This is a genomic window from Leptolyngbya sp. ST-U4 (assembly GCF_039962215.1).
Lineage (GTDB): Bacteria > Cyanobacteriota > Cyanobacteriia > Elainellales > Elainellaceae > Leptolyngbya_A.
The window spans coordinates 334,662-354,696 of sequence record NZ_JAMPKZ010000001.1; the positions used below are offsets into that span (position 1 = coordinate 334,662).

The window sequence follows — 20,035 nt, forward strand, 5'->3', positions numbered from 1 at the left end:
CATGGTAACTCTCGTTCCGCCCCATCGCTCTCATCCCCTTGCTGATTTGATCGAAAGAATTCAGGCAGGCGGTGCACTGCTGCCCGACTCTCCTGGGAATGTGCTGGAAGTGGTTGGCATTCTCAAGAGCTACGGCGTCGTGCTGGATGCTTATCATCGCAACCTCACCTTTATTGCAGAGCATCAGTTTTTGATGCTGTTTCCTTTCTTTAAGTATTTCAATGGTGAAGTGACCTTCGCCAAACTGCTGAAGCACTGGTGGCACGATCGCATTAACTATGAGTTTGCCGAATATTGCATGAAAGCGATGTTCTGGCATGGGGCAGAAGGGCTGGATGCTTATCTAGACAGCGAAGAGTTTAGCCAGGGGGCAGGGGCAGCGATTCGAGCCAAACTGCGGGGCAACGCCATGATGCAGGGACTCGATCGCCTGTTTCCCGAATTTTTGCCGGAGCAGGTGCGGTTGCTGTGCTACTACAGTGCGCTGGGGCAGTTCTGGGATGTGATGAGCCGAATGTTTTTGGAGCTATCCGATCGCTACGATCGAGGCGAAATCGAAACGATTCCTCAAGTGGTGCAACATGTTCAGGATGGACTGGTAGCAGCTGCTGCTGACCCGATCACTTATGCCGTTGAAATTGGCGATCAACGCTACGAAATTATTCCCAAATCGGCAGGGCTGACGTTTTTGAAGGATACGGCCGTGCCTTATGTAGAAGCGGTCTTCTTTCGATCGTTTCCCTTCTTTGGCACGATTTCCTACAATGCGCAGGCGGGTCAAATTTCTTCCAATCAGGCAGATTTTAACTACGGGGCACTGTTTGCCGATCCGCTGCCTGTTGGAGGAGGCGGGATTCCGCCAACGCTGCTGATGCAGGACATGACCCATTTTTTGCCCGATGCCCTGCGGCAGGTGTATCTCCAGGAGCTACGGGGCGAAGACGACCTGCGGGTGAAGATTTGTCTGAGCTTCCAGAAAGCAATGTTTTGCGTCACGACAGCAGCCATAAGAGGTTTGATGCCTCACCCGATCGATACTACAAACCCACAGCACCAGCAGGAGAATCTCACGTATCTGGAAGGCTGGATGGACAAATTGCAGGACTCGCAGGTTTTAAAGATGCAGTCTTAGGTAGACAAGGGAAGCCGAGGAAAGGCAAGGGGCAGCAGACCGAATGGCTCAAGTCGAGGTCTTGGCAGGTACGACCATCACTGGGCAGGGCGCATGATGCACCACATAAGTGCTAACGCTACCCAAAAAGAACTCGCCAAAGCCCGATCGCCCTCTGCGTCCTACTACGATCAAATCTGCCTGCCAATTTTTCGCCAGGTTGCAAATCACTTTGCCTGGACGACCGGATAACTGGCTGAATTCAGTGGCAATTCCCGCTTGAGTAGCGCGATCGGTAAAGCTCTGAAGCTGAGTGACGCCTTTTTCCTCGTACTCCTGCCACCGCTCCTGATAAGCATCCATCACTGCCGTTTCCAGCACTACGTAAGATCCTGGACCCGATGCGGCAAGAGGCATTTGGGGGCTACTTTCCTCATCCAGCGATAAAACGTGCAGCACCATCAGAGAAGACTGAAAGGCATTTGCCATTTTTAAGGCTTGATCGAAAACGATTTCGGCAAAGGGAGATTCATCAACAGCAACAAGAATTTTTTGCGGCATGGCGGAGTTCGCTATAAAACAATAGGCTCAAAAAACAATAGGCTCAAAAAAAGTTGACTTAAATCGATCGACTCAACCATAAGTCACTCAAAAAACAGTAAGTCACAGTTCTCACGCTAGCTCAAGTTCTTTAACGCCAGGTCAATAACGACAGGTTAATGAGTTGAGCGATCGGCTGGGTTAATTCCATCATGAATCAGATTTTGCCCAGCGAGGATCGATCGCAATGACTTCTGCGCTGGTGCTTTCCCTAGCAACCCGAATCAGCAATCCTGCCGCTAGCAAACTGGCAATCATCGAGCTGCCACCATAGCTGAACAGCGGGAAGGGTAGCCCTGTGGTGGGCAGTGCCCCGCTTGCAACGCCGATATTGAGCAGCGATTGCCCCACCATCAAAATCATGACGCCAACTGCAACCAACTGATGCACCTGATTTTTTGCCTTGAGCGCAACCCGGATTGCTAGCGTTGCATAGCCTGCCAACATCAGAAACAGTAAAAAGCAGCCGACCAAACCAAACTCTTCGGCAAAGACCGCAAAAATAAAATCAGTATCCTGAATTGGCAGGAAAAACAGCTTTTGCTGCGACAGCCCGAAGCCACTGCCAAACATGCCGCCTGAGCCGATCGCCAGCAAGCTCTGAATCAACTGATAGCCGTCCCCCTTGGGATCTGCCCAGGGATTGAGAAACGAAATCAATCGCCGTCGCTGATAGGATTTGAGGCTAACGCTGACGATAGCCGCCAGAACGCCTAACCCTGCCGCACTGCCCAGGTATAAGTAAGGCAAGCCTGCCGCCAAGGCAATTAACCAAATCATCATGCCGCAAAGGGCTGCTGTACTCAGGTTGGGCTGCAAGAGAATTGCGGCGATCGTCATTCCAAAGATTCCCACCCAGAGCAGACGAGTTCCCCAGTCTAGCCGCTCCCACTGCCCAAAAATCCGCGCACTCTGCAATACCAGAAACGGTTTGATTAGCTCAGACGGCTGAATGCCGACGGGACCAATGACCAGCCAGCGCGTTGCTCCATTGACCTCGGTTCCGACGCCTGGCAGCAGCGTCATCAGCACTAGCCCCAGCAGCAGCAGCAAAACCCAGTTTGCCAATCCGAGAATAAAGCGCAGGGGCGAATGCACCAGGACATTAAACCCCATCATGCCCAAACAAATCCACAACAACTGAATTTTGAAGTAATACAGCCCGTCGCCCGTCTTCGCATCTGCCACCGCAAAGGACGCAGAATACATCACCACTAAACCGACCAATAGCCACAAAAAGGTAAGCCAGCGCAGCAGACGGCTTTCCTGTCCCCAGTCCTGAGCTGAGGAATCAAAAAAAGGAATGAAATGTCGGAGCTTCACAGCGATCGGAGCCTTTAACGTGCAGAAACAAGTGGAAAGTGCGTATTAGATTAGCGCAAATCGACCGGAGCAGCGCAAATTTTCCTCGTCGCTTAAAGCGATCGAATTCCCGCAACCAGCCCTGAACAAACCCGTGCTAAAAACTCCAGATCGAGGGTGTCTAGCCGATCGCTGCTTTTGTGATAGTGCGGATTCCGCAGAAACGCGGTATCGGTGATCATCATTGCCGGATAGCCTTCGTCCCAAAAAGGAGCATGGTCGCTGCTGCGTGTTACGGGAACAATCATGCCTCGCTTTCCGGCAGGCAGCCATTCACAGCCGACCCTGCCCACAGTACGAATTTGTCGCTGAAGTCGGATCAGATCCAGCGTGGTCTGCACGTTTCCCACCAGGGCAATGAAATCGCCGCGGTCGGGATAGAAATACTTGAGAAAAGCCGGATATTTCTGGGATTGAGGAGCGCGATCGCAGTAGCCCAGCATTTCTAGCGAAATCATGAGCCGCAGGAGTTGGTTCTGCTGTCTCAGCTCGCGCGCATAGGCTGCACTGCCTAGTAAGCCGTACTCTTCCATATCAAAGGCAACCAGCCGCAGGGGATAACGGGCAGGCTCCGCTGCAAAAATTTGCGCCAGTTCCAGCAGCACTGCAACGCCTGAAGCATTATCATCTGCCCCTGGCGTACCCGGAACAGCATCATAATGTGCGCCAATCAAAATCGGCGGACGAGTCGCTTTACCGGGCAAATCGAGAATCAAATTTTGATGCAGGCCGCCCCGCACTGTGAATTCATGGGTTTCGATCGTGCCCCACTGAATCAACTGCTCCCGCACATACTCCCGCACGTAAAAATGTCCCTGGCTGGCAAAATAGGGATCGCGATCGCGAATGAGGTGATTCAAATGAGCAAGCAGAGCGGATTGCAGCACGTTGGGTTCGATCGCGTCAGCAGACATCTCCCTCAAAGGTAAGAAATTTGTGAAAAACGGGTTGACTTTTTTCTTTAGAAACAGGAGATTAGCGGCAGTTGTTCACCCAGAACTAAATTCGCGTGTAGAAGCATTCGTGTGTAAAAACATTCGTGTATAAAAACAAAGGATAGAAACAATGGCAGTCAGAAGAGGACGACGCGCTGCAACAGGGTTTTTGGCAGATTTTCGTGAATTTGTCATGCGGGGCAATGTCCTTGATCTTGCCGTTGCAGTCGTGGTTGGAGCTGCTTTCAGCCAGATTGTCGATTCGTTTGTGAAAGATATCATTACTCCGTTGCTCCTCAATCCGGCACTGCAAGCTGCCAACTTACAAGACATTAACCAGCTTCAAATCAATGGAATTAAATATGGAGTATTTCTCGCTGCGGTGCTTAATTTTCTGATTATCTCGTTCGTTCTCTTTTTGGTTATCCAATCGTTTGAAGCTGCCAAAAGACGATTTTTGCGCGAAGAGGAAGTTGCAGAAGACCTCGTTGATCCAATCATCGCCTCACAGCAAGACCTGAAAGCCTCGATCGACACGCTCACCCAAACTCTTCGCAGCCGATAGTGCTGATCATGCTGAACTGCTCATGAACTGGGTATGAACTGAGCATCTTGATCATTAATCGTCAGCAAATCGTCCAGCAGCCAGAGAGCATCTACGGATCTTGAGAGACGACCTGTTCGCCGTTTCCCTGAACTGATGTGCCGTTCACCGTTCCAAGCTGCTGTCGCACATCGTCGATCGCATCATTCAGCTGAGCGATTTTGTCTTCTAAGCCTCGCCGCGCAATTTCCATATTTTGCTCGGTCGGGGCTTTAAGCTGTCGTCGCTTTGTGGGCTTGCTTTCGGCTTTATCCAGCTTGGAGAACGATTTTTCAGATCCCGCAGATTCCTGATTGAGCCGGGACGCTGCCAGCGCACCGATCACGCCACCAACCACACCACCGACCACCGTTCCCAACAAAAAGCCACCAATAAAATTTCCCTGCTGGCTCATGCAATTCTCCTTTTATGACGCTAAGGTTTCGTGCCAATCTTAAGTGCCAAACGTTCGATCGCCTGCATCGCCCAATCCAGGAACAATGTAGCCTTTTTCGTTTAAACCTTCATCGATCGTCGCCGCATACACGACCAGACCCGGAAAGGCATTGCTAAGCTGCTGTAGGGCAGGCGGAGCCGTAACAACGGCAATAATTCTTACCAGGCTTGGATCAGCGCCTCGTCGCGTTAATTCTTGCATGACTGTCATCATCGAGCCACCTGTCGCCAGCATGGGATCGGTAATTAGAATTCGCGTCTGCGGGTCGAATTTCTCAGGAAACTTGTTCAGGTAGACACTGGGTTCGAGTGTTTCTTCGTTTCGCACCACGCCAATGTGATAAACCGAGGCAAGCGGCAAGAGTGCCTGTGCGCCATCTAGCAACGCCAGCCCTGCCCGCAGAATGGGAACCACTGCTACCGGAACTTCTGGGTTGATAAACGTCGCCGGACAAGTTGCCAGAGGCGTGCTCACTTCGGTTTCGATCGTGGGTAACCAGTCGCGGATTGCTTCATAAGTCAGCCATCTGCCTAGCTCAGTCATCGCACTACGAAACAGCACCGAGGGCGTTGCTTCATCACGAGACACTGCCAGCCAGTGTTTGATTAGCGGGTGGGGGGGAACGTAGACACGCAGTTGAAGAGCCATGCAATCGATTGGGAGGAATAGGAAAGAGATAAAGAAAATGGGGGATATTCTCCCCCTGTTCATTGTTTCACAAGACTTTGGACTTTGAACGCTCTGAATTATGCGTCCTGATTCGTAATTGCTGTGCAGAGAGAACGTGAGGAGTTGTAAATCTGCCGATCGCCCCCTTGATTTTCCCTTTAGTTCCCAACTTTGGGGAACTTAGAAACGGAGAAGAGGCTAAGTTTCTCTCAGAATTGACCCGCTAGCAGGCCGGCCGGGTGATAACGACGATTCTTTCACCCATTCTTAGAGGCTACGGCAAATCGCGCAAAACCTCGCTTAGCATCTCAACCAACTGATCGATGTGGTGCTTCTCGATGATGAGAGGCGGCGACAGGGCAATGATATCGCCTGTGGTGCGAATTAGCAGGCCCTTCTCGTAGCAGCGCAAAAAGCACTCAAAAGCACGAGCCGAGGGTTTTCCGGCGATCGGCTCCAGCTCGATTCCGGCAACCAGTCCCAGGTTACGCACATCGATCACATGGGGCTGTCCTTTCAGCGAATGCACTGCCGACTCCCAGTAAGCAGACATTTCACGGGCGCGATCGAACAAGCCTTCCTGCTCGTAAATCTCTAGCGTTGCCAGTCCTGCCGCACAAGCCACCGGATGCCCGGAGTAGGTGTAGCCGTGGAATAGCTCGATCGCGTTGTCTGGCGCATTCATAAAGGCATCATAGATTCCTTCACGCACAAAGACGGCTCCCATTGGCACAGTACCGTTGGTAATGCCTTTAGCAACCGTCATCATATCGGGTTTAACGCCAAAATACTCTGTAGCAAAGCTAGCTCCCAGTCGTCCAAATCCGGTGATGACCTCATCAAAAATCAGCAGAATGCCGTGCTTATCGCAAATTGCCCGCAGCCGCTCCAGGTAGCCTTTTGGCGGAATCAGTACTCCGGTCGAACCTGCCACGGGTTCCACAATCACCGCCGCAATATTCGAGGCATCGTGCAGCGCGACAATTTTCTCGAGCTCATCTGCCAGGTGTGCACCCCATTCTGGCTGACCGTGGCTAAAGGCATTGTGTTCGAGATTGTGTGTATGAGGCAGATGATCCACGCCCGTCAGCAAACCGCCAAAAAACTTGCGGTTCGGACCAATGCCGCCCACCGAGATGCCACCAAACCCGACGCCGTGGTAGCCACGCTCTCGTCCAATTAATCGCTGCCGCGTGCCTTCACCTCGTGCCCGGTGATAGGCGATCGCAATCTTCAGCGCAGTATCGACTGCTTCTGAACCGGAGTTGGCAAAAAAGACGTGATCAAAGCCGGGAGTCATTTTTATCAGGCGATCGGCAAGCTGAAACGGTCCCGGATGCCCCATTTGAAACGTTGGACCAAAATCGAGCGTTGCCACCTGCTTCGAGACTGCTTCAACAATCTGCGATCGACAGTGACCCGCATTCACACACCAGAGTCCCGCCGTGCCGTCTAGTACCTGTCGCCCGTCGACGGTGGTGTAATGCATATCCTTCGCGGCAGTAAACAGGCGTGGACTGTCTTTAAATTGCCGATTGGAAGTGAAGGGCATCCAGAAAGCTTCAAGCTCAGCCCGTGAAGGAGCGGCGGTGTGGGAAGCTGTCTCAGGTAAGGTCGGACGAGTCAGTTCTTGCATATTAATTCAGCTCAGTTTTTACTGATTTTGATTTTGCTTAAGTATCGTTCAGAATCAATTGCAGCAGTGGTCTCAAGCAGTGATCTTAAAGGGGAAAACGAAATCCACTCAGCCGGCTCAGACTCTCATGGCTTAGGGTTTTTATAAAAAATCCAAGAGAAGCTCAAACCTTTCCACTGACCCTCAACCTGAATTCAAACACCCTTTAGCCCAGAAGATTCCTGATTATTTCGATCGTTGTGTTTTTTGGAATCCTAAAATGTTTTCATAAGAACATTCTACAAAACGCTGTTTCCTCAACGCCTTCACCGATCGTCACGAATTGCTAGCAAAATCCTGCCGCAGGTATGACACGACTGCACTGGAGCATTTCTACAATTTAATGACCCCTTCTTCCTTCTGAAGAAAACTTTACAAATCTGGTTTTTCTATGCCTGCCACCATTGCTCTGATCGCTCACGATAGCCGTAAAGACGATCTACTAGCCCTGCTGCGCGATCGATTGCCGGTGTTCTCCCGCTACCACCTGATCGCAACCGGAGGCACAGGTCATCGGATTCAAGATACGCTGGGATTGCCGATCGAGATTCTGAGGCCTGGGGCGATCGGAGGAGACGCACAGGTTGCCGCAGAAATTACCGCAGGTCATGTTAGCGCGGTTATTTTTTTAGAAGACACGCTCTACGCGCAGCGGCACGAGCCAGGCATCGATCTGATTACCAGAATTTGCAATATCCACAACATTCCGTTTGCAACTAACGTTGCCACGGCTCAAGCAATTATCCAAGCTCTGGCAAGAACACAGGTTGCCCATCTAGTCTTTAACCCCGTATCGGGACAGGGCAATTCAGAACAGGAGTTGCAGCTTATTCGCGATCTGCTGGAACCCGCCATGCAGCTTGTCGTACATGAAACTACCGTGGAACTTAGCGCAGAAAAACTGGCGCAAGAAGCGATCGATGCCAAAGCCGATCTCGTACTGGCATCTGGTGGCGACGGGACTGTTTCAGCCGTTGCAGGTAAACTAATTGGCACTAATATTCCGCTCGGCATCATTCCCAGAGGTACTGCCAATGCCTTTGCCTCCGCACTGGGAATTCCCACTGCCCTCAATCCGATTCGTGGAGCTTGCCAAACGATTCTTACCGGACACCGCCGAGTTGTCGATGCTGCCTTTTGTAATGGGTTGCCCATGATCCTGCTGGCAGGCATCGGGCTGGAAGCAGAAACCGTCGACCGTGCCGATCGCGCTGCGAAAGACCGCTGGGGTGCGCTGGCATATTTGATGGCAGGTTGGCAACAGCTCGACGAGCAGCAATTGTTTGACACCGAGATCGAAGTTGATGGTCATGTTGAGTGTTTTCAGGCAGGCGCGATCACGATCGCTAACGCTGCCCCGATTACTTCTGTTCTAGCGCAGGGCATCGGACAGGTGGTATTCGACGATGGCTTGCTAGACGTGACGATCGCCAGTGCAAAAACCAAGCTTGAAGCCATTCGTACGATCGCTCGTTTGATTGGATCAGCTCTGCTGAAGCCCTCTGAGAGTCCTGATATTGTTCATATGGGCGCAAAGAAACTACGAGTCACCACCAATCCGCCGCAGAAAGTAGTGCTGGACGGCGAAATCATTGGCACAACTCCGGTTGAGATTAATTGTGTGCCGGGTGGGTTGACGGTGATGGCTCCCTGAAGGAGTGGAGAAGTGGATGGCTGGATGGGTGAGTGGGAAGATAAGGGGGTGGGGTATTGAGGTGCGCGAGTTGTAGTGTTCTATGATTTACAGAACTGCTCTGGCTATACTCTGTCAAAAACGCGATTGCCTAACCCGATTGCCTAACAAGCCAGCCACCGATTGACCTGCCCCCGATCGCCCCATCGCCTCGTCGCCCAATCCCACACCCGCTCACTTACCCCTTCCGCAATATTCTGCCTACTGCCTCTTCCAGTGCTGCCTGACTCAACTGGGTTAATACAAAAACTTCCTGAAACGTTTTGCCTTTACGGGCGATCAGCTTAAAGCCGCCCCGAATGGGAACGGATACTTTCAGCGTCAGGGTGGGAATGTTCGATCGCGTTGTCCCAATTCGGGCAGGAGTAACGGTCCCGATGCCGTCTTGCTGCGTTAGCCGTTCTAAAACTGGGATGAGTCCGGGCAAATGAGTTGAGTGGTTCCACACGAGCCGACCGCTTGCTTCTGCCATATTAATTTAGCCCTTAGGCAGCCTCTAGGGGAGCCATTGTTAATCCCGCACGGCTCAACTGCTGATGATGCAGCTCTGCCTGCTCTAGCGGACCCGTCCAGACGATCGCTTGACCCTCGAAGTGAATCTGATTGGTCAGATCCCAGGCTCGATCGCCCGTCATGCCGGGAATGTATTTCATCAAACAGTCAGCAACGTGCTGAAACGTATTAAAGTCGTCATTCAGCACAATCACGTTAAAGTTGGGGTAAGGCTTACGAACGGTCTGACTCGTCCGCTCAGGAGTCACCGTTGGCGACGTTGCCATTTGCTGGGGTGCTGCTGAAATTGCCGTAGCCATGACTTAATTTCTCAGAGAAACTTCATAAAAGTACACTTCATTAACACCTTATCTCAATTTTTGGATTCACGATGGGTAAATTGTCCTCAGAACTCGACATTTCACCCCAATCATATTTCTGTCCGATAGATTCAGAAGATCAGATCTGTTAAATCTAAATCTTTCGAAAAAATTAGCTCTTTCGAAAAAATCCTCTTTCTGAATCTTCAATCGCCTGAAGCAGGCTTGAACGATCGCGTAACCTCTCAAACTGCTTCCGGGTCTGTTAATTCTGGCTAGCATATCTACCCCGGTTTTTTGGTTTGGGTTTGAGGCTTGGTCGCTCCTTAAAATCTCCCCCGAAATCTCCCCTGTGTGAGATCAGGCAACCTAGCAACGCCTGCTTCCCGTCTGGGGGAAGTTCAAAGGGAGCCTGTGAAATTTGTTAGAGTTGAGTCGCGATATACTTTAAGCTTTATCAATAATTTTTAGTTTCCTATGCAGCCCACTGACCCCAGCAAATTCACCGAGAAAGCCTGGGAAGCGATCGTCAAGTCTCAGGATGTTGCCCGTCGATTCCGCCATCAGCAGCTTGAAGTTGAACACGTTGCCCTATCGATGCTGGAGCTCGAAGGAGCAGGCGATACGATGTTGGCAAAGGCAAATGTCGATGTAGCGCGGCTTAAGCAGCAGATCGAAGCCTTTACGCAGCGCCAACCCAAAGTTGTTTCAGACGGTCAGCTTTATCTTGGTCAAGGACTTGATCTGCTGCTGGACAAAGCAGAAACAAATCGCAAAGCAATGCAGGACGACTTTGTTTCGGTCGAACACCTGCTGCTGGCACTTGCAGAAGACGATCGCGTTGGGAAACGAGCCTTTCGTGCTCTAAGCATCGAAACTCGGCAGCTTGAAGCCGCAATCAAAACCGTGCGGGGCAATCAAAAAGTCAAAGATCAGAACCCCGAATCAACCTATGCTGCCCTGGAGAAATTTGGGCAGGATTTGACTGAATCTGCCAAAGCGGGCAAGCTCGATCCGGTAATTGGACGGGACGATGAAATTCGGCGCGTGGTGCAGGTTCTCTCTCGCCGGACGAAGAATAATCCGGTGCTAATTGGTGAACCCGGGGTGGGTAAGACGGCGATCGCCGAAGCCCTAGCTCAGCGAATCGTGAACGGAGACGTACCGGAATCGCTGAAAAACCGCCGCCTGATCAGCCTTGATATGGGTTCCCTGATTGCTGGAGCCAAGTACCGGGGCGAGTTTGAGGACCGTTTGCGGGCAGTGCTGCGGGAAGTGACCAGTTCCGAGGGGCAAGTTGTTCTGTTTATCGATGAACTGCATACCGTGGTTGGGGCAGGCTCACCGCAAGGCACGATGGATGCCAGTAATTTGCTGAAGCCGATGCTGGCACGGGGCGAACTCCGCTGCATTGGTGCGACCACGCTGGACGAATACCGCAAGCACATCGAAAAAGATGCGGCTCTGGAACGGCGATTTCAGCAGGTTTATGTCGGGCAGCCCACCGTCGAGGACACAATCTCGATTTTGCGCGGGCTTAAGGAACGCTATGAAGTGCATCACGGGGTGAAGATTGCCGACTCTGCCCTGGTTGCCGCCGCGACCCTGTCCGATCGCTATATTTCCGATCGCTGTTTACCAGACAAGGCGATCGATTTGGTGGATGAAGCGGCTGCCCAGCTCAAAATGGAAATTACCTCAAAGCCTGTTGAGCTGGAGACGATCGATCGGCGATTAATTCAGCTAGAGATGGAAAAGCTGTCGCTAGAGGGTGAAGGGCAAAGTGCTGTGGCGATCGGCGTGTATCGCAGCGCGAAAGATCGGTTGGAGCGAATCAACCAGGAAATTAACGATCTGAAAACGCAGCAAAACCAGCTTAGCTCGCAGTGGGAATCGGAAAAGCAGCTCTTAGCCGCGATCAATGGGCTAAAGGAAGAAGAGGAATCTCTGCGGCGACAAATTGAGAAAGCCGAGCGCAGCTATGACCTCAACACCGCTGCCCAGCTCAAGTACGGCAGACTGGAGGCAGTGCATCGCGAACTCGAAGCCAAAGAAACCCAGTTGATTGACATCCAGGCAGACGGCGAAACTCTGCTCCGTGAACAAGTAACCGAAGCAGACATTGCCGAAATTGTTGCCAAGTGGACGGGGATTCCGATCAATCGCCTCATGGAATCCGAGCGGCAAAAACTCTTGCAGCTTGAGAGCTATCTGCACAAGCGGGTAATTGGACAAAACGAAGCGGTCGAAGCCGTTGCCGCCGCAATCCGTCGTGCCCGTGCAGGCATGAAAGATCCCGGTCGTCCGATCGGCTCTTTCCTGTTTTTGGGACCAACCGGAGTAGGTAAAACCGAGCTTGCCCGCGCCCTTGCTGAAGCCCTGTTTGACAGCGGTGATTCCCTAGTGCGGCTGGATATGTCCGAGTATATGGAGAAAAACTCGGTTGCACGGCTGATCGGTGCGCCCCCAGGCTATGTAGGCTACGAGGAAGGCGGTCAGTTATCGGAAGCAATTCGCCGTCATCCCTATTCGGTGCTGCTGTTGGACGAGGTGGAAAAGGCACACCCAGATGTATTTAACATCCTGCTGCAATTGCTCGACGATGGGCGCATTACTGACTCCCAAGGCAGACTCGCAGACTGTCGCAACACGATTGTTGTCATGACCAGCAATATCGGCAGTGAATACATCCTCGATGTGGCAGGCGATGACTCAAAGTACGAGGAAATGCGGAAACGGGCAGTTGGGGCACTACGATCGCACTTCCGCCCAGAGTTCCTGAACCGTGTAGACGATATCATCCTGTTCCACGCCCTTAGCCTGAAGGAACTGCGAAAAATCGTCGGGATTCAGCTTCAGCGCATGCGTCGTTTGCTGGCAGAGCAAAAAATCGATCTCGAAGTCACCGTTGCCGCCCAAAACTACATTGCTGATGTCGGCTATGACCCCGCGTATGGCGCCCGTCCGCTCAAGCGAGCCATCCAGAAAGAGCTAGAAAACCCGATCGCCACCAAGCTTTTGGAAACCGCTTTTATGGAAGGGGATACGATCGTGGTCGATGTGGTTGACCACAAGCTGAGCTTTATCAAGCAGTCCAGCGAAGTGGTTGAGCCCCTTACCAAAGCTGAGCCTGCTGAGATTGCCGCTCCGCAGATCGTTCCAGCAGAAGGCTAAGCGGTCAGAGTCCCAATTCGCTCCCCTCGCCTCTCTGTTCCAGTGCATCTTCACGAGCGCCTGCCTTCGCTAGAATGGCTCTGTTCTGGTGCTGGATAACGCGCAATGACCGACGAAGTGATCAAACTCGATCAGTTTCTTAAGTTGATTGGCATGGTTGAAACCGGGGGTGAAGCAAAGTTGCTCATCCAGAATGGTGAGGTGCAGGTCAATGATGAGGTAGAAACCCGCCGAGGACGCAAACTCGCTGCAGGCGATCGGGTCACGCTACAAGGCAGAACGTTCCTTGTGAAACTCGCACATCAGGATGGGGCATAAAAGGTTTCTGATTAATGATAGGCTCTAAGAAAAGCTGTGTCCTAAGCATCTTGATATGACGTTTAATTGGTTGAGATTGGGAGGGAGCGTCCTAATGAAACGATTTGTGGGAGTAGTGTTGGCGGTTGGGCTGATGTTGGGGAGCCTGTTGGGCTTTGCAGGTCAAGCAACCGCATTGGGCGAAAATGGCTTGTTCTGGAATGGAATGGCGATGGCTCCTGTTGTTGCCGAAGCATCCTTCCGAAATCGAGCTGATGATAAGCTGGCAACTGAGTTTGGCAAAAAGATCGATTTGAACAACACAAACGTGCGGGCATTTCTGCAATATCGCGGAATGTATCCAACTTTGGCGCGTTTGATTGTGGGCAATGCTCCGTTTGAGCAGGTTGAAGACGTGCTGGATCTGCCGGGGCTAACCGAGCAGCAAAAAGACATCCTGCGTTCTAACATGAACAACTTCACTGTTTCTCCGCCAGAAGATACCTTTGTAGAAGGTGGCGATCGATTTAACAACGGAATTTACCGCTAGGTGCATCCACAGCAGATTGACTAAGCAAATTAGCTGATCAGGCAATCGCTTTCTGAATGAGCAGATCCCGCTGCAAACGCGACTCGATCTGTGAATCCAGAGAGCGATTCCTTTTTTTGGATTCCTTTTTTACAGGTTCTAGCCCGACTGAAGACAGTAATATTCCTTATTCTTTTGCCGTTCCAGCCTACAAAATTCAAGCTTGAGCAACCAGGATGAAAGCTTTTGCAAGTCGATCGATCTTCGATACTTTTGCCATTGCTTTGTTGCTATTGCTTTATTGCTATTGCTTCAAGCTCAATTCTCATTTTTCAAAGTTATCGGAGATTCATCAAAATGCTGTAACAAAGCATACAGATGTTTTGTCCGGATCCCGATCGGGTTGTCCCCTGAATCTCTCTAGATTTGATAGTCTAGTTTGAATAAGTCTTAAGGAATAGAAGCGTGGACATTCAAATTGGTAGAGGCAAAGCTGCCCGTCGAGCATACGGGATCGATGAAATTGCACTATCTCCCGGAAACAGAACCCTCGATCCCTCGCTTGCCGATACAAGCTGGACGATCGGCGGCATTCAGCGACAGATTCCGATCATTGCCAGTGCAATGGATGGAGTTGTCGATATCAAAATGGCAGTGCGGCTGAGCCAACTCGGTGCATTAGGAGTGCTAAACCTGGAAGGCATTCAAACGCGCTATGCCGATCCTGAGCCAATTCTCGATCGCATTGCCTCTGTCGATAAGCACGAATTTGTGCCCCTGATGCAGGAGCTATACGCCGAGCCAATCAAGCCAGAACTGATCGAGCAGCGCATCCAGGAAATTAAATCCCAGGGCGGGATTGCAGCGGTAAGTGCTACCCCTGCGGGAGCTGCCAAGTTTGGCGCAACAGTTGCAAAAGCAGGCGCAGATTTATTCTTTATTCAGGCAACCGTGGTTTCAACGGCTCACCTCTCTCCAGAGTCGATCACCCCGCTGGATCTGGCAAAGTTCTGTCAGGAAATGCCGATTCCCGTCGTGCTAGGCAACTGCGTAACCTATGACGTAGCACTCAACCTGATGAAAGCAGGCGCGGCGGCGGTGTTAGTCGGCATTGGTCCCGGTGCTGCCTGTACCTCTCGCGGAGTGTTAGGCGTGGGCGTGCCCCAGGCGACTGCTGTAGCAGACTGTGCAGCAGCGCGTGAAGACTTTTATCGGGAAACGGGCAAATACGTTCCGGTGATTGCAGACGGTGGCTTAATTACCGGAGGAGACATCTGCAAATGTATTGCCTGCGGTGCGGATGGCGTGATGATTGGCTCTCCGTTCGCTAGAGCCGCAGAAGCTCCAGGCAGGGGCTATCACTGGGGCATGGCAACACCCAGTCCGGTTTTGCCGCGTGGTACTCGCATTCGTGTGGGCACGACCGGAACACTAGAGCAAATTCTGCGCGGTCCGGCTCAGCTCGATGATGGAACTCACAACTTCCTGGGGGCACTGCAAACCAGTATGGGCACGCTGGGCGCAAAGGATATTCGGGAGATGCAGCAAGTTGAAGTCGTGATTGCTCCCTCGCTGTTGACTGAAGGCAAGGTTTACCAGAAGGCACAGCAGCTCGGCATGGGTAAATAAACTTCACCTTGTCAACCGGATTTATATAAGTTTATCTGCGGCTTCACGGGAAACCATAGTGAAAATCCATAACAGTCGCTTACAATAGAAGGAAGCGGAGACGTATGTTTCCGTTCACTCCTCACACCACACTCCGCCTGGACACTGTTCAGGCGGTTCCTCGTTTAAACAGGCATTCAATTGGCATGTTTTTAAGAAACTGTCACAGGAGAAGAAGTTCTCTGCTCAAACCTCTGCTGCTCAGGACGGTCTCAAAAAAGGGTCGAAAATGCCGTCTAAAAACATAGCTCGATGAGGTTCAAATCATTCGATCGGACGAGAGAGCTGAATCCCAAATTTATATCTGTTTGTATAGACCGATAGCGCAAGCTGCTTGTTTTCGCTATGGTAAGATTTTGAACGATAATATAGGCTAAGGATTTCAGGCATGTCAGCAGCCGCAGTTACAGACGCAACTTTTGAACAAGAAGTAATTGAGAGCAACGTTCCTGTTCTGGTTGATTTTTGGGCACCCTGGTGTGGTCCTTGTCGGATGGTCGCACCCGTGGTTGATGAGATCTCCGAACAGTACGCTGGTCAGATTAAAGTTGTCAAAGTCAATACCGATGAAAATCCCAGCGTTGCCAGCAAGTATGGGATTCGCAGCATCCCTACCCTGATGATCTTCAAGGGCGGACAGCGGGTGGATATGGTGGTTGGGGCCGTTCCTAAAACCACGCTGGCGACCACGCTCGAAAAATATCTCTAAGTTGCTCGATCGATCAGCCGTCACAGGCATTCTACCCCTCGTTTTATGTCTATTCGGTTCTGGCTACTTTGCGGTTTGTGAGATTTGTTTGTGAGATTGAGAGTACGAGATTTCTAGTACGCCATCTCTTTTGTCTTAAGTGCCCTGGTCTTTCTGGCTGGGGCATTTTACGTGGATTTTGGGACTGCGCTGCTGTAGCATCCCAACGGCTTAACACAAGGAAGCAAACTTCATCTGGATTAGCCCGGTTTTGCCCTGGTATCCCGCTTCAGTCCTACAAAGAATTGCCGTAAAGGCGATTTAGACAGCGCGTTTTTTGATCCGGTAGAATAGGGTACTGCTGTCACAGGAATACATGACCCTATCTCCTTCATCGTCCAGCTTAGAATCCTTTCAGGCAGAAATTCGCGAATTGCTCGATCAGTTGCCCAAGATGAAGCATGGCGCACTGATTCAACAGGCACTCATGACCCTGGCGCGGATGGCAGAAGTCGATGCCGATCGCCTCGATTGGAAAATCCTGAACGCTTCATTGCAGGATATGGAACAGGCGTTTCGCGTATTCTATCCCCATCGCCACATCCGCAAAATTACGATTTTTGGTTCTGCTCGCATCAAGCCTGGAACTCCGGCGTATCAAATGGCGGTTGACTTTGCAAGATGCGTTACGCTGCAAGGCTTTATGGTGATGACGGGCGGCGGTCCCGGTATTATGCAGGCGGGCAATGAGGGAGCCGGATCAGAGAACTCCTTTGGGCTGAACATTCGACTGCCGTTTGAGCAGGGGTCAAATCCGTTTCTCGAAGGCAGCGACAAGCTGGTCAATTTCAAGTATTTCTTTACACGCAAGCTGTTTTTTCTGCGGGAGACCGATGCGCTCGCTTTGTTTCCGGGCGGGTTTGGTACGCAGGACGAGGCGTATGAATGCCTGACTTTGATGCAAACTGGAAAGTCTGACCTGCTGCCGCTCGTGCTGGTAGAGCCGCCGGGAAGCAATTACTGGCGCGGCTGGGAAGCTTATGTGCGTGACCATTTGCTGAAGGATGGCCTGATTAGCCCGGACGATCTGGATTTGTACACGATTACCGATCGCGTCGATCTTGCCTGCGAGATGATTTCGAGCTTTTATCGCGTGTTTCACTCTAGCCGCTATGTGGGCGACAAACTGGTGCTGCGCCTCAACTCCGAGCTATCTGCCAACGATATGGAGTATCTGAACCAGAACTTCAGCGATATTTTGATATCGGGAAAAATCGAGCAAGCCAAGCCACTGCCGGAGGAGTTGGGCGGCGATGCGGCACAGTTGCCCCGTTTAGTAATGCACTACAACCAGCGCGATTTTGGACGGCTCTACCAAATGATTCGCGTCATCAATCAACTAGGTATGGATGCTCCTGAAGCCACCCACCCCGAACAGAAATAGTCTGGGCATTACTGAATGGAAATCGGATTATCAGATAGGGAGTTCTGCGCTAGGGATGATTTGAAAACTACCCTTGCAAAATTCATCTGTCGGATCAGCAATGCCATCGTCTGATGTACGGTATTCCAGATGCCTTCCCCCTCAATCCCTCTTTGATGTAGGGCTGGTGTGTATCCACAAGTTTTGTCCAAGTTCTGGGTTTTGCAGCCCCCTAAATCTCCTAATTCTAGGGACTTTGAGAACTGTAGTAGGCGTGCCTTCCCTACCCCAAAAATGAGGAGGTTAGGAGTGAAGCCTAAATTCTTAAAGGAGATGAGAGCTACCGATCGCTCGGTTCCGAAATAGCCTGGAAGGAGGAAGACATCTGGGAATTGACGGGAAACGATAAGACATGACACCACACCCCAGCAGTCCCATGCCCATGATCTCGGTTGAAAACCTGACGAAGGTTTATCCCGTTGCGATTAAAGATCCCGGTTTTGCGGGAACCATCAAGCATTTCTTTCAGCGCACCTATCGCTCGGTTACAGCGGTTCAATCGGTTTCCTTTGCGATCGAACCCGGTGAGGTCGTAGGGTTTCTGGGACCAAACGGGGCAGGCAAAACAACCACGCTTAAAATGCTCACCGGACTGATTCACCCGTCCTCAGGACAAGTCACGGTGGCAGGGCATATTCCCTTTCGGCGGCAGCGGGCGTTTCTTCAGCAAATTACGCTGGTGATGGGGCAAAAGCAGCAGTTGATCTGGGATTTGCCTGCGCTGGACTCCCTCCGAATTAATGCGGCAGTGTATGGAATAGACGATCGCGATTATCGGCAGCGCGTTGGCGAATTGACCGAGATGCTGTCCCTGGAAGGCAAGCTGAATCAGCCTGTGCGAAAGCTTTCTCTCGGCGAACGAATGAAGGCGGAACTGCTGGCTGCGCTGCTGCACCATCCGAAAGTGCTGTTTCTTGATGAGCCGACGCTTGGACTCGACGTCAATGCTCAGGTCAATGTGCGCGAGTTTTTGCGTGAATACAACGAACGCTATCAGGCGACAGTGTTGCTAACAAGCCATTACATGGCAGACATTACGGCTTTGTGTCAGCGGGTGCTGATGATTCATGCCGGAAACCTGATTTACGACGGCAGTTTAGAAGGCTTGCTCGAACGGTTTGCGCCCTGTCGGGAAGTGTCGATCGAACTCAGTTATCCTCGATCGCCTGCCGAACTACGTCCCTACGGAGAACTGAAGCAGGTAGATGGACAACTCGCGCAGTTTATTGTGCCGCAGGAAAAGCTGACGCATACGATCGCCCAGCTCTTAGCAGACTTTGAAGTCGTAGATTTGAAGGTGACAGACCCGCCGATCGAGGAAGTGATCGGTCAGGTGTTTCAGTTAGGAACCCGGGTGGATGCAACCTCAAACGGGAATGACCAGGCAGTGTCGCCCAATCAACTCCCGCAGGGCAAAGTCTCCGACGGTGAATTTATCGAAGACCGTCAGCCTGGAGGCACAAGATGAATCAGAGGCTCAAGCGGACAGGTCGCATTGCCCAAACCCTGCTCACCGTTTACTACGCTTATATGGTGGAGTACCGAGCAGAGCTGATTCTGTGGATGCTGTCGGGCAGCCTACCGCTCATCCTGATGGGCGTGTGGATTCAGGCATCGCAGAGTGGGCAGTTTGGACTTTCATCGATCGACTTTATTCGTTACTTTCTCGCCGTTTTTCTGGTGCGGCAATTTACCGTCGTTTGGGTAATTTGGGAGTTTGAACGCGAAGTCGTGGAAGGAAAGCTCTCATTTCGACTGCTGCAACCGCTCGATCCAGGCTGGCATCATTTTATGTCTCACTTTGCCGAGCGATTTGCCCGGTTGCCGTTTGCAATTCTGCTGGTAATTCTCTTTTTTGTGCTGTATCCGCAAGCCGTTTGGATTCCCAGCCTGTCGCAAGTTCTGCTGTTCCTGCTCGCCGTTACTCTGGCGTTCATCCTACGGTTTGTTACCCAATACGCCTTCGCAATGCTGGCTTTCTGGATTGAGCGAGCAAATTCGTTGGAGTCTTTCTTTTTTCTGTTCTACCTGTTTCTGTCAGGCATTATCGCGCCGCTGGAAGTGTTTCCGCCGATCGTCCGCCAAATTGTGCTGTGGACACCGTTTCCCTACATGATTAATTTTCCTGCCAGTCTATTGATCGGTCTGCCGGAAAATGTAGTGCAGGGGTTACTGATCATGCTGGGCTGGATCGCGCTCTTCTGGGCGTTAAATCGCTGGCTGTGGCAGAAAGGTTTGCGCCGCTATTCGGGCATGGGAGCATAGTGAATAGCTTCAATTCAGACTGAAAACTTGCCGG

At 51.5% G+C, this 20,035-nt stretch carries 19 protein-coding genes; 11 read left to right on the forward strand and 8 right to left on the reverse strand.

Features of this window, described 5'->3' with window-relative positions:
• Position 1 precedes the first annotated feature (1 nt).
• Complete coding sequence (locus tag NDA02_RS01440) at positions 2-1,132, forward strand: CO2 hydration protein (protein WP_190794317.1); 1,131 nt, start codon at positions 2-4, stop codon at positions 1,130-1,132.
• A 48-nt stretch (positions 1,133-1,180) separates the two neighbouring features.
• Here the strand turns inward: NDA02_RS01440 and NDA02_RS01445 are convergent, their stop codons facing one another.
• The 3 genes from NDA02_RS01445 to NDA02_RS01455 form a co-directional block, all read right to left on the reverse strand.
• The gene (locus tag NDA02_RS01445; RefSeq protein ID WP_348245789.1) at positions 1,181-1,672 is read right to left on the reverse strand and encodes a universal stress protein; all 492 of its coding nucleotides are present in this window, start codon (positions 1,670-1,672) and stop codon (positions 1,181-1,183) included.
• A gap of 189 nt (positions 1,673-1,861) precedes the next feature.
• Complete coding sequence (locus NDA02_RS01450) at positions 1,862-3,034, reverse strand: FtsW/RodA/SpoVE family cell cycle protein (RefSeq protein ID WP_190794319.1); 1,173 nt, start codon at positions 3,032-3,034, stop codon at positions 1,862-1,864.
• 92 nt (positions 3,035-3,126) lie between these two features.
• A complete protein-coding gene (locus NDA02_RS01455; RefSeq protein WP_190794320.1) occupies positions 3,127-3,987 on the reverse strand; it encodes a M28 family peptidase in 861 nt (286 codons plus the stop codon).
• Between the two features lie 151 nt (positions 3,988-4,138).
• On the opposite strand from NDA02_RS01455, the gene mscL reads away from it, so the two are divergent.
• Positions 4,139-4,573 carry a large conductance mechanosensitive channel protein MscL gene (gene mscL / locus NDA02_RS01460; protein ID WP_190794321.1) on the forward strand — a complete coding sequence of 145 codons (435 nt, stop codon included), beginning with the start codon at positions 4,139-4,141 and terminating at the stop codon, positions 4,571-4,573.
• 91 nt (positions 4,574-4,664) lie between these two features.
• Here mscL and NDA02_RS01465 read toward each other — a convergent pair whose 3' ends face one another.
• From NDA02_RS01465 to NDA02_RS01475, 3 genes are all read right to left on the reverse strand, one after another.
• Positions 4,665-5,006 carry a hypothetical protein gene (locus NDA02_RS01465; RefSeq protein ID WP_190794322.1) on the reverse strand — a complete coding sequence of 114 codons (342 nt, stop codon included), beginning with the start codon at positions 5,004-5,006 and terminating at the stop codon, positions 4,665-4,667.
• Between the two features lie 39 nt (positions 5,007-5,045).
• Entirely contained in the window at positions 5,046-5,696 is a 651-nt protein-coding gene (upp, locus tag NDA02_RS01470; protein WP_190794323.1) for a uracil phosphoribosyltransferase, read from the reverse strand.
• Positions 5,697-5,991: 295 nt separating this feature from the next.
• Positions 5,992-7,269 carry an aspartate aminotransferase family protein gene (locus tag NDA02_RS01475; RefSeq protein WP_347277927.1) on the reverse strand — a complete coding sequence of 426 codons (1,278 nt, stop codon included), beginning with the start codon at positions 7,267-7,269 and terminating at the stop codon, positions 5,992-5,994.
• Between the two features lie 514 nt (positions 7,270-7,783).
• Here NDA02_RS01475 and NDA02_RS01480 point away from each other — a divergent pair.
• Positions 7,784-9,046 (forward strand): methylglyoxal synthase, encoded by a 1,263-nt coding sequence (locus NDA02_RS01480; protein ID WP_190794325.1) that lies wholly within the window; start codon positions 7,784-7,786, stop codon positions 9,044-9,046.
• Between the two features lie 217 nt (positions 9,047-9,263).
• On the opposite strand, the gene NDA02_RS01485 is transcribed toward NDA02_RS01480, so the two are convergent.
• Together NDA02_RS01485 and clpS are read right to left on the reverse strand one after the other, a co-directional pair.
• Entirely contained in the window at positions 9,264-9,557 is a 294-nt protein-coding gene (locus NDA02_RS01485) for a DUF2103 domain-containing protein (protein ID WP_348245790.1), read from the reverse strand.
• A 13-nt stretch (positions 9,558-9,570) separates the two neighbouring features.
• Positions 9,571-9,897, reverse strand: coding sequence for an ATP-dependent Clp protease adapter ClpS (gene clpS, locus NDA02_RS01490; protein WP_190789789.1), 327 nt, complete (start codon positions 9,895-9,897; stop codon positions 9,571-9,573).
• A 477-nt stretch (positions 9,898-10,374) separates the two neighbouring features.
• Here clpS and clpB point away from each other — a divergent pair, with 477 nt between their 5' ends.
• From clpB to NDA02_RS01530, 8 genes are all read left to right on the forward strand, one after another.
• Positions 10,375-13,071 carry an ATP-dependent chaperone ClpB gene (gene clpB, locus NDA02_RS01495; RefSeq protein ID WP_190789788.1) on the forward strand — a complete coding sequence of 899 codons (2,697 nt, stop codon included), beginning with the start codon at positions 10,375-10,377 and terminating at the stop codon, positions 13,069-13,071.
• A 105-nt stretch (positions 13,072-13,176) separates the two neighbouring features.
• Entirely contained in the window at positions 13,177-13,389 is a 213-nt protein-coding gene (locus NDA02_RS01500) for an RNA-binding S4 domain-containing protein (protein WP_190789787.1), read from the forward strand.
• A 94-nt stretch (positions 13,390-13,483) separates the two neighbouring features.
• Entirely contained in the window at positions 13,484-13,918 is a 435-nt protein-coding gene (gene psbU, locus NDA02_RS01505; protein ID WP_190789786.1) for a photosystem II complex extrinsic protein PsbU, read from the forward strand.
• Between the two features lie 444 nt (positions 13,919-14,362).
• Complete coding sequence (locus NDA02_RS01510; RefSeq protein ID WP_190789903.1) at positions 14,363-15,526, forward strand: GuaB3 family IMP dehydrogenase-related protein; 1,164 nt, start codon at positions 14,363-14,365, stop codon at positions 15,524-15,526.
• A 427-nt stretch (positions 15,527-15,953) separates the two neighbouring features.
• Positions 15,954-16,274 (forward strand): thioredoxin, encoded by a 321-nt coding sequence (trxA, locus tag NDA02_RS01515; RefSeq protein ID WP_190789904.1) that lies wholly within the window; start codon positions 15,954-15,956, stop codon positions 16,272-16,274.
• 355 nt (positions 16,275-16,629) lie between these two features.
• Positions 16,630-17,697, forward strand: coding sequence for an LOG family protein (locus tag NDA02_RS01520; protein ID WP_190789905.1), 1,068 nt, complete (start codon positions 16,630-16,632; stop codon positions 17,695-17,697).
• A 415-nt stretch (positions 17,698-18,112) separates the two neighbouring features.
• Positions 18,113-19,204: an ATP-binding cassette domain-containing protein gene (locus NDA02_RS01525; RefSeq protein ID WP_348254564.1), complete on the forward strand. Its 1,092-nt coding sequence runs from the start codon at positions 18,113-18,115 to the stop codon at positions 19,202-19,204.
• Positions 19,201-20,001 (forward strand): ABC-2 family transporter protein, encoded by an 801-nt coding sequence (locus NDA02_RS01530; protein ID WP_348245792.1) that lies wholly within the window; start codon positions 19,201-19,203, stop codon positions 19,999-20,001. Before NDA02_RS01525 ends, NDA02_RS01530 begins: the two co-directional genes overlap by 4 nt.
• The last annotated feature ends 34 nt before the right edge of the window (positions 20,002-20,035 follow it).

Bases quoted from the DNA above. Each gene is read 5' to 3' on its own strand.
- NDA02_RS01440 (WP_190794317.1), top strand. From the start codon at position 2: ATGGTAACTCTCGTTCCGCCCCATCGCTCTCATCCCCTTGCTGATTTG.
- NDA02_RS01445 (WP_348245789.1), bottom strand. From the start codon at position 1,672: ATGCCGCAAAAAATTCTTGTTGCTGTTGATGAATCTCCCTTTGCCGAA.
- NDA02_RS01455 (WP_190794320.1), bottom strand. From the start codon at position 3,987: ATGTCTGCTGACGCGATCGAACCCAACGTGCTGCAATCCGCTCTGCTT.
- mscL (WP_190794321.1), top strand. From the start codon at position 4,139: ATGGCAGTCAGAAGAGGACGACGCGCTGCAACAGGGTTTTTGGCAGAT.
- NDA02_RS01465 (WP_190794322.1), bottom strand. From the start codon at position 5,006: ATGAGCCAGCAGGGAAATTTTATTGGTGGCTTTTTGTTGGGAACGGTG.
- upp (WP_190794323.1), bottom strand. From the start codon at position 5,696: ATGGCTCTTCAACTGCGTGTCTACGTTCCCCCCCACCCGCTAATCAAA.
- NDA02_RS01475 (WP_347277927.1), bottom strand. From the start codon at position 7,269: ATGCCCTTCACTTCCAATCGGCAATTTAAAGACAGTCCACGCCTGTTT.
- NDA02_RS01480 (WP_190794325.1), top strand. From the start codon at position 7,784: ATGCCTGCCACCATTGCTCTGATCGCTCACGATAGCCGTAAAGACGAT.
- NDA02_RS01485 (WP_348245790.1), bottom strand. From the start codon at position 9,557: ATGGCAGAAGCAAGCGGTCGGCTCGTGTGGAACCACTCAACTCATTTG.
- clpS (WP_190789789.1), bottom strand. From the start codon at position 9,897: ATGGCTACGGCAATTTCAGCAGCACCCCAGCAAATGGCAACGTCGCCA.
- clpB (WP_190789788.1), top strand. From the start codon at position 10,375: ATGCAGCCCACTGACCCCAGCAAATTCACCGAGAAAGCCTGGGAAGCG.
- NDA02_RS01500 (WP_190789787.1), top strand. From the start codon at position 13,177: ATGACCGACGAAGTGATCAAACTCGATCAGTTTCTTAAGTTGATTGGC.
- psbU (WP_190789786.1), top strand. From the start codon at position 13,484: ATGAAACGATTTGTGGGAGTAGTGTTGGCGGTTGGGCTGATGTTGGGG.
- trxA (WP_190789904.1), top strand. From the start codon at position 15,954: ATGTCAGCAGCCGCAGTTACAGACGCAACTTTTGAACAAGAAGTAATT.
- NDA02_RS01520 (WP_190789905.1), top strand. From the start codon at position 16,630: ATGACCCTATCTCCTTCATCGTCCAGCTTAGAATCCTTTCAGGCAGAA.
- NDA02_RS01525 (WP_348254564.1), top strand. From the start codon at position 18,113: ATGCCCATGATCTCGGTTGAAAACCTGACGAAGGTTTATCCCGTTGCG.
- NDA02_RS01530 (WP_348245792.1), top strand. From the start codon at position 19,201: ATGAATCAGAGGCTCAAGCGGACAGGTCGCATTGCCCAAACCCTGCTC.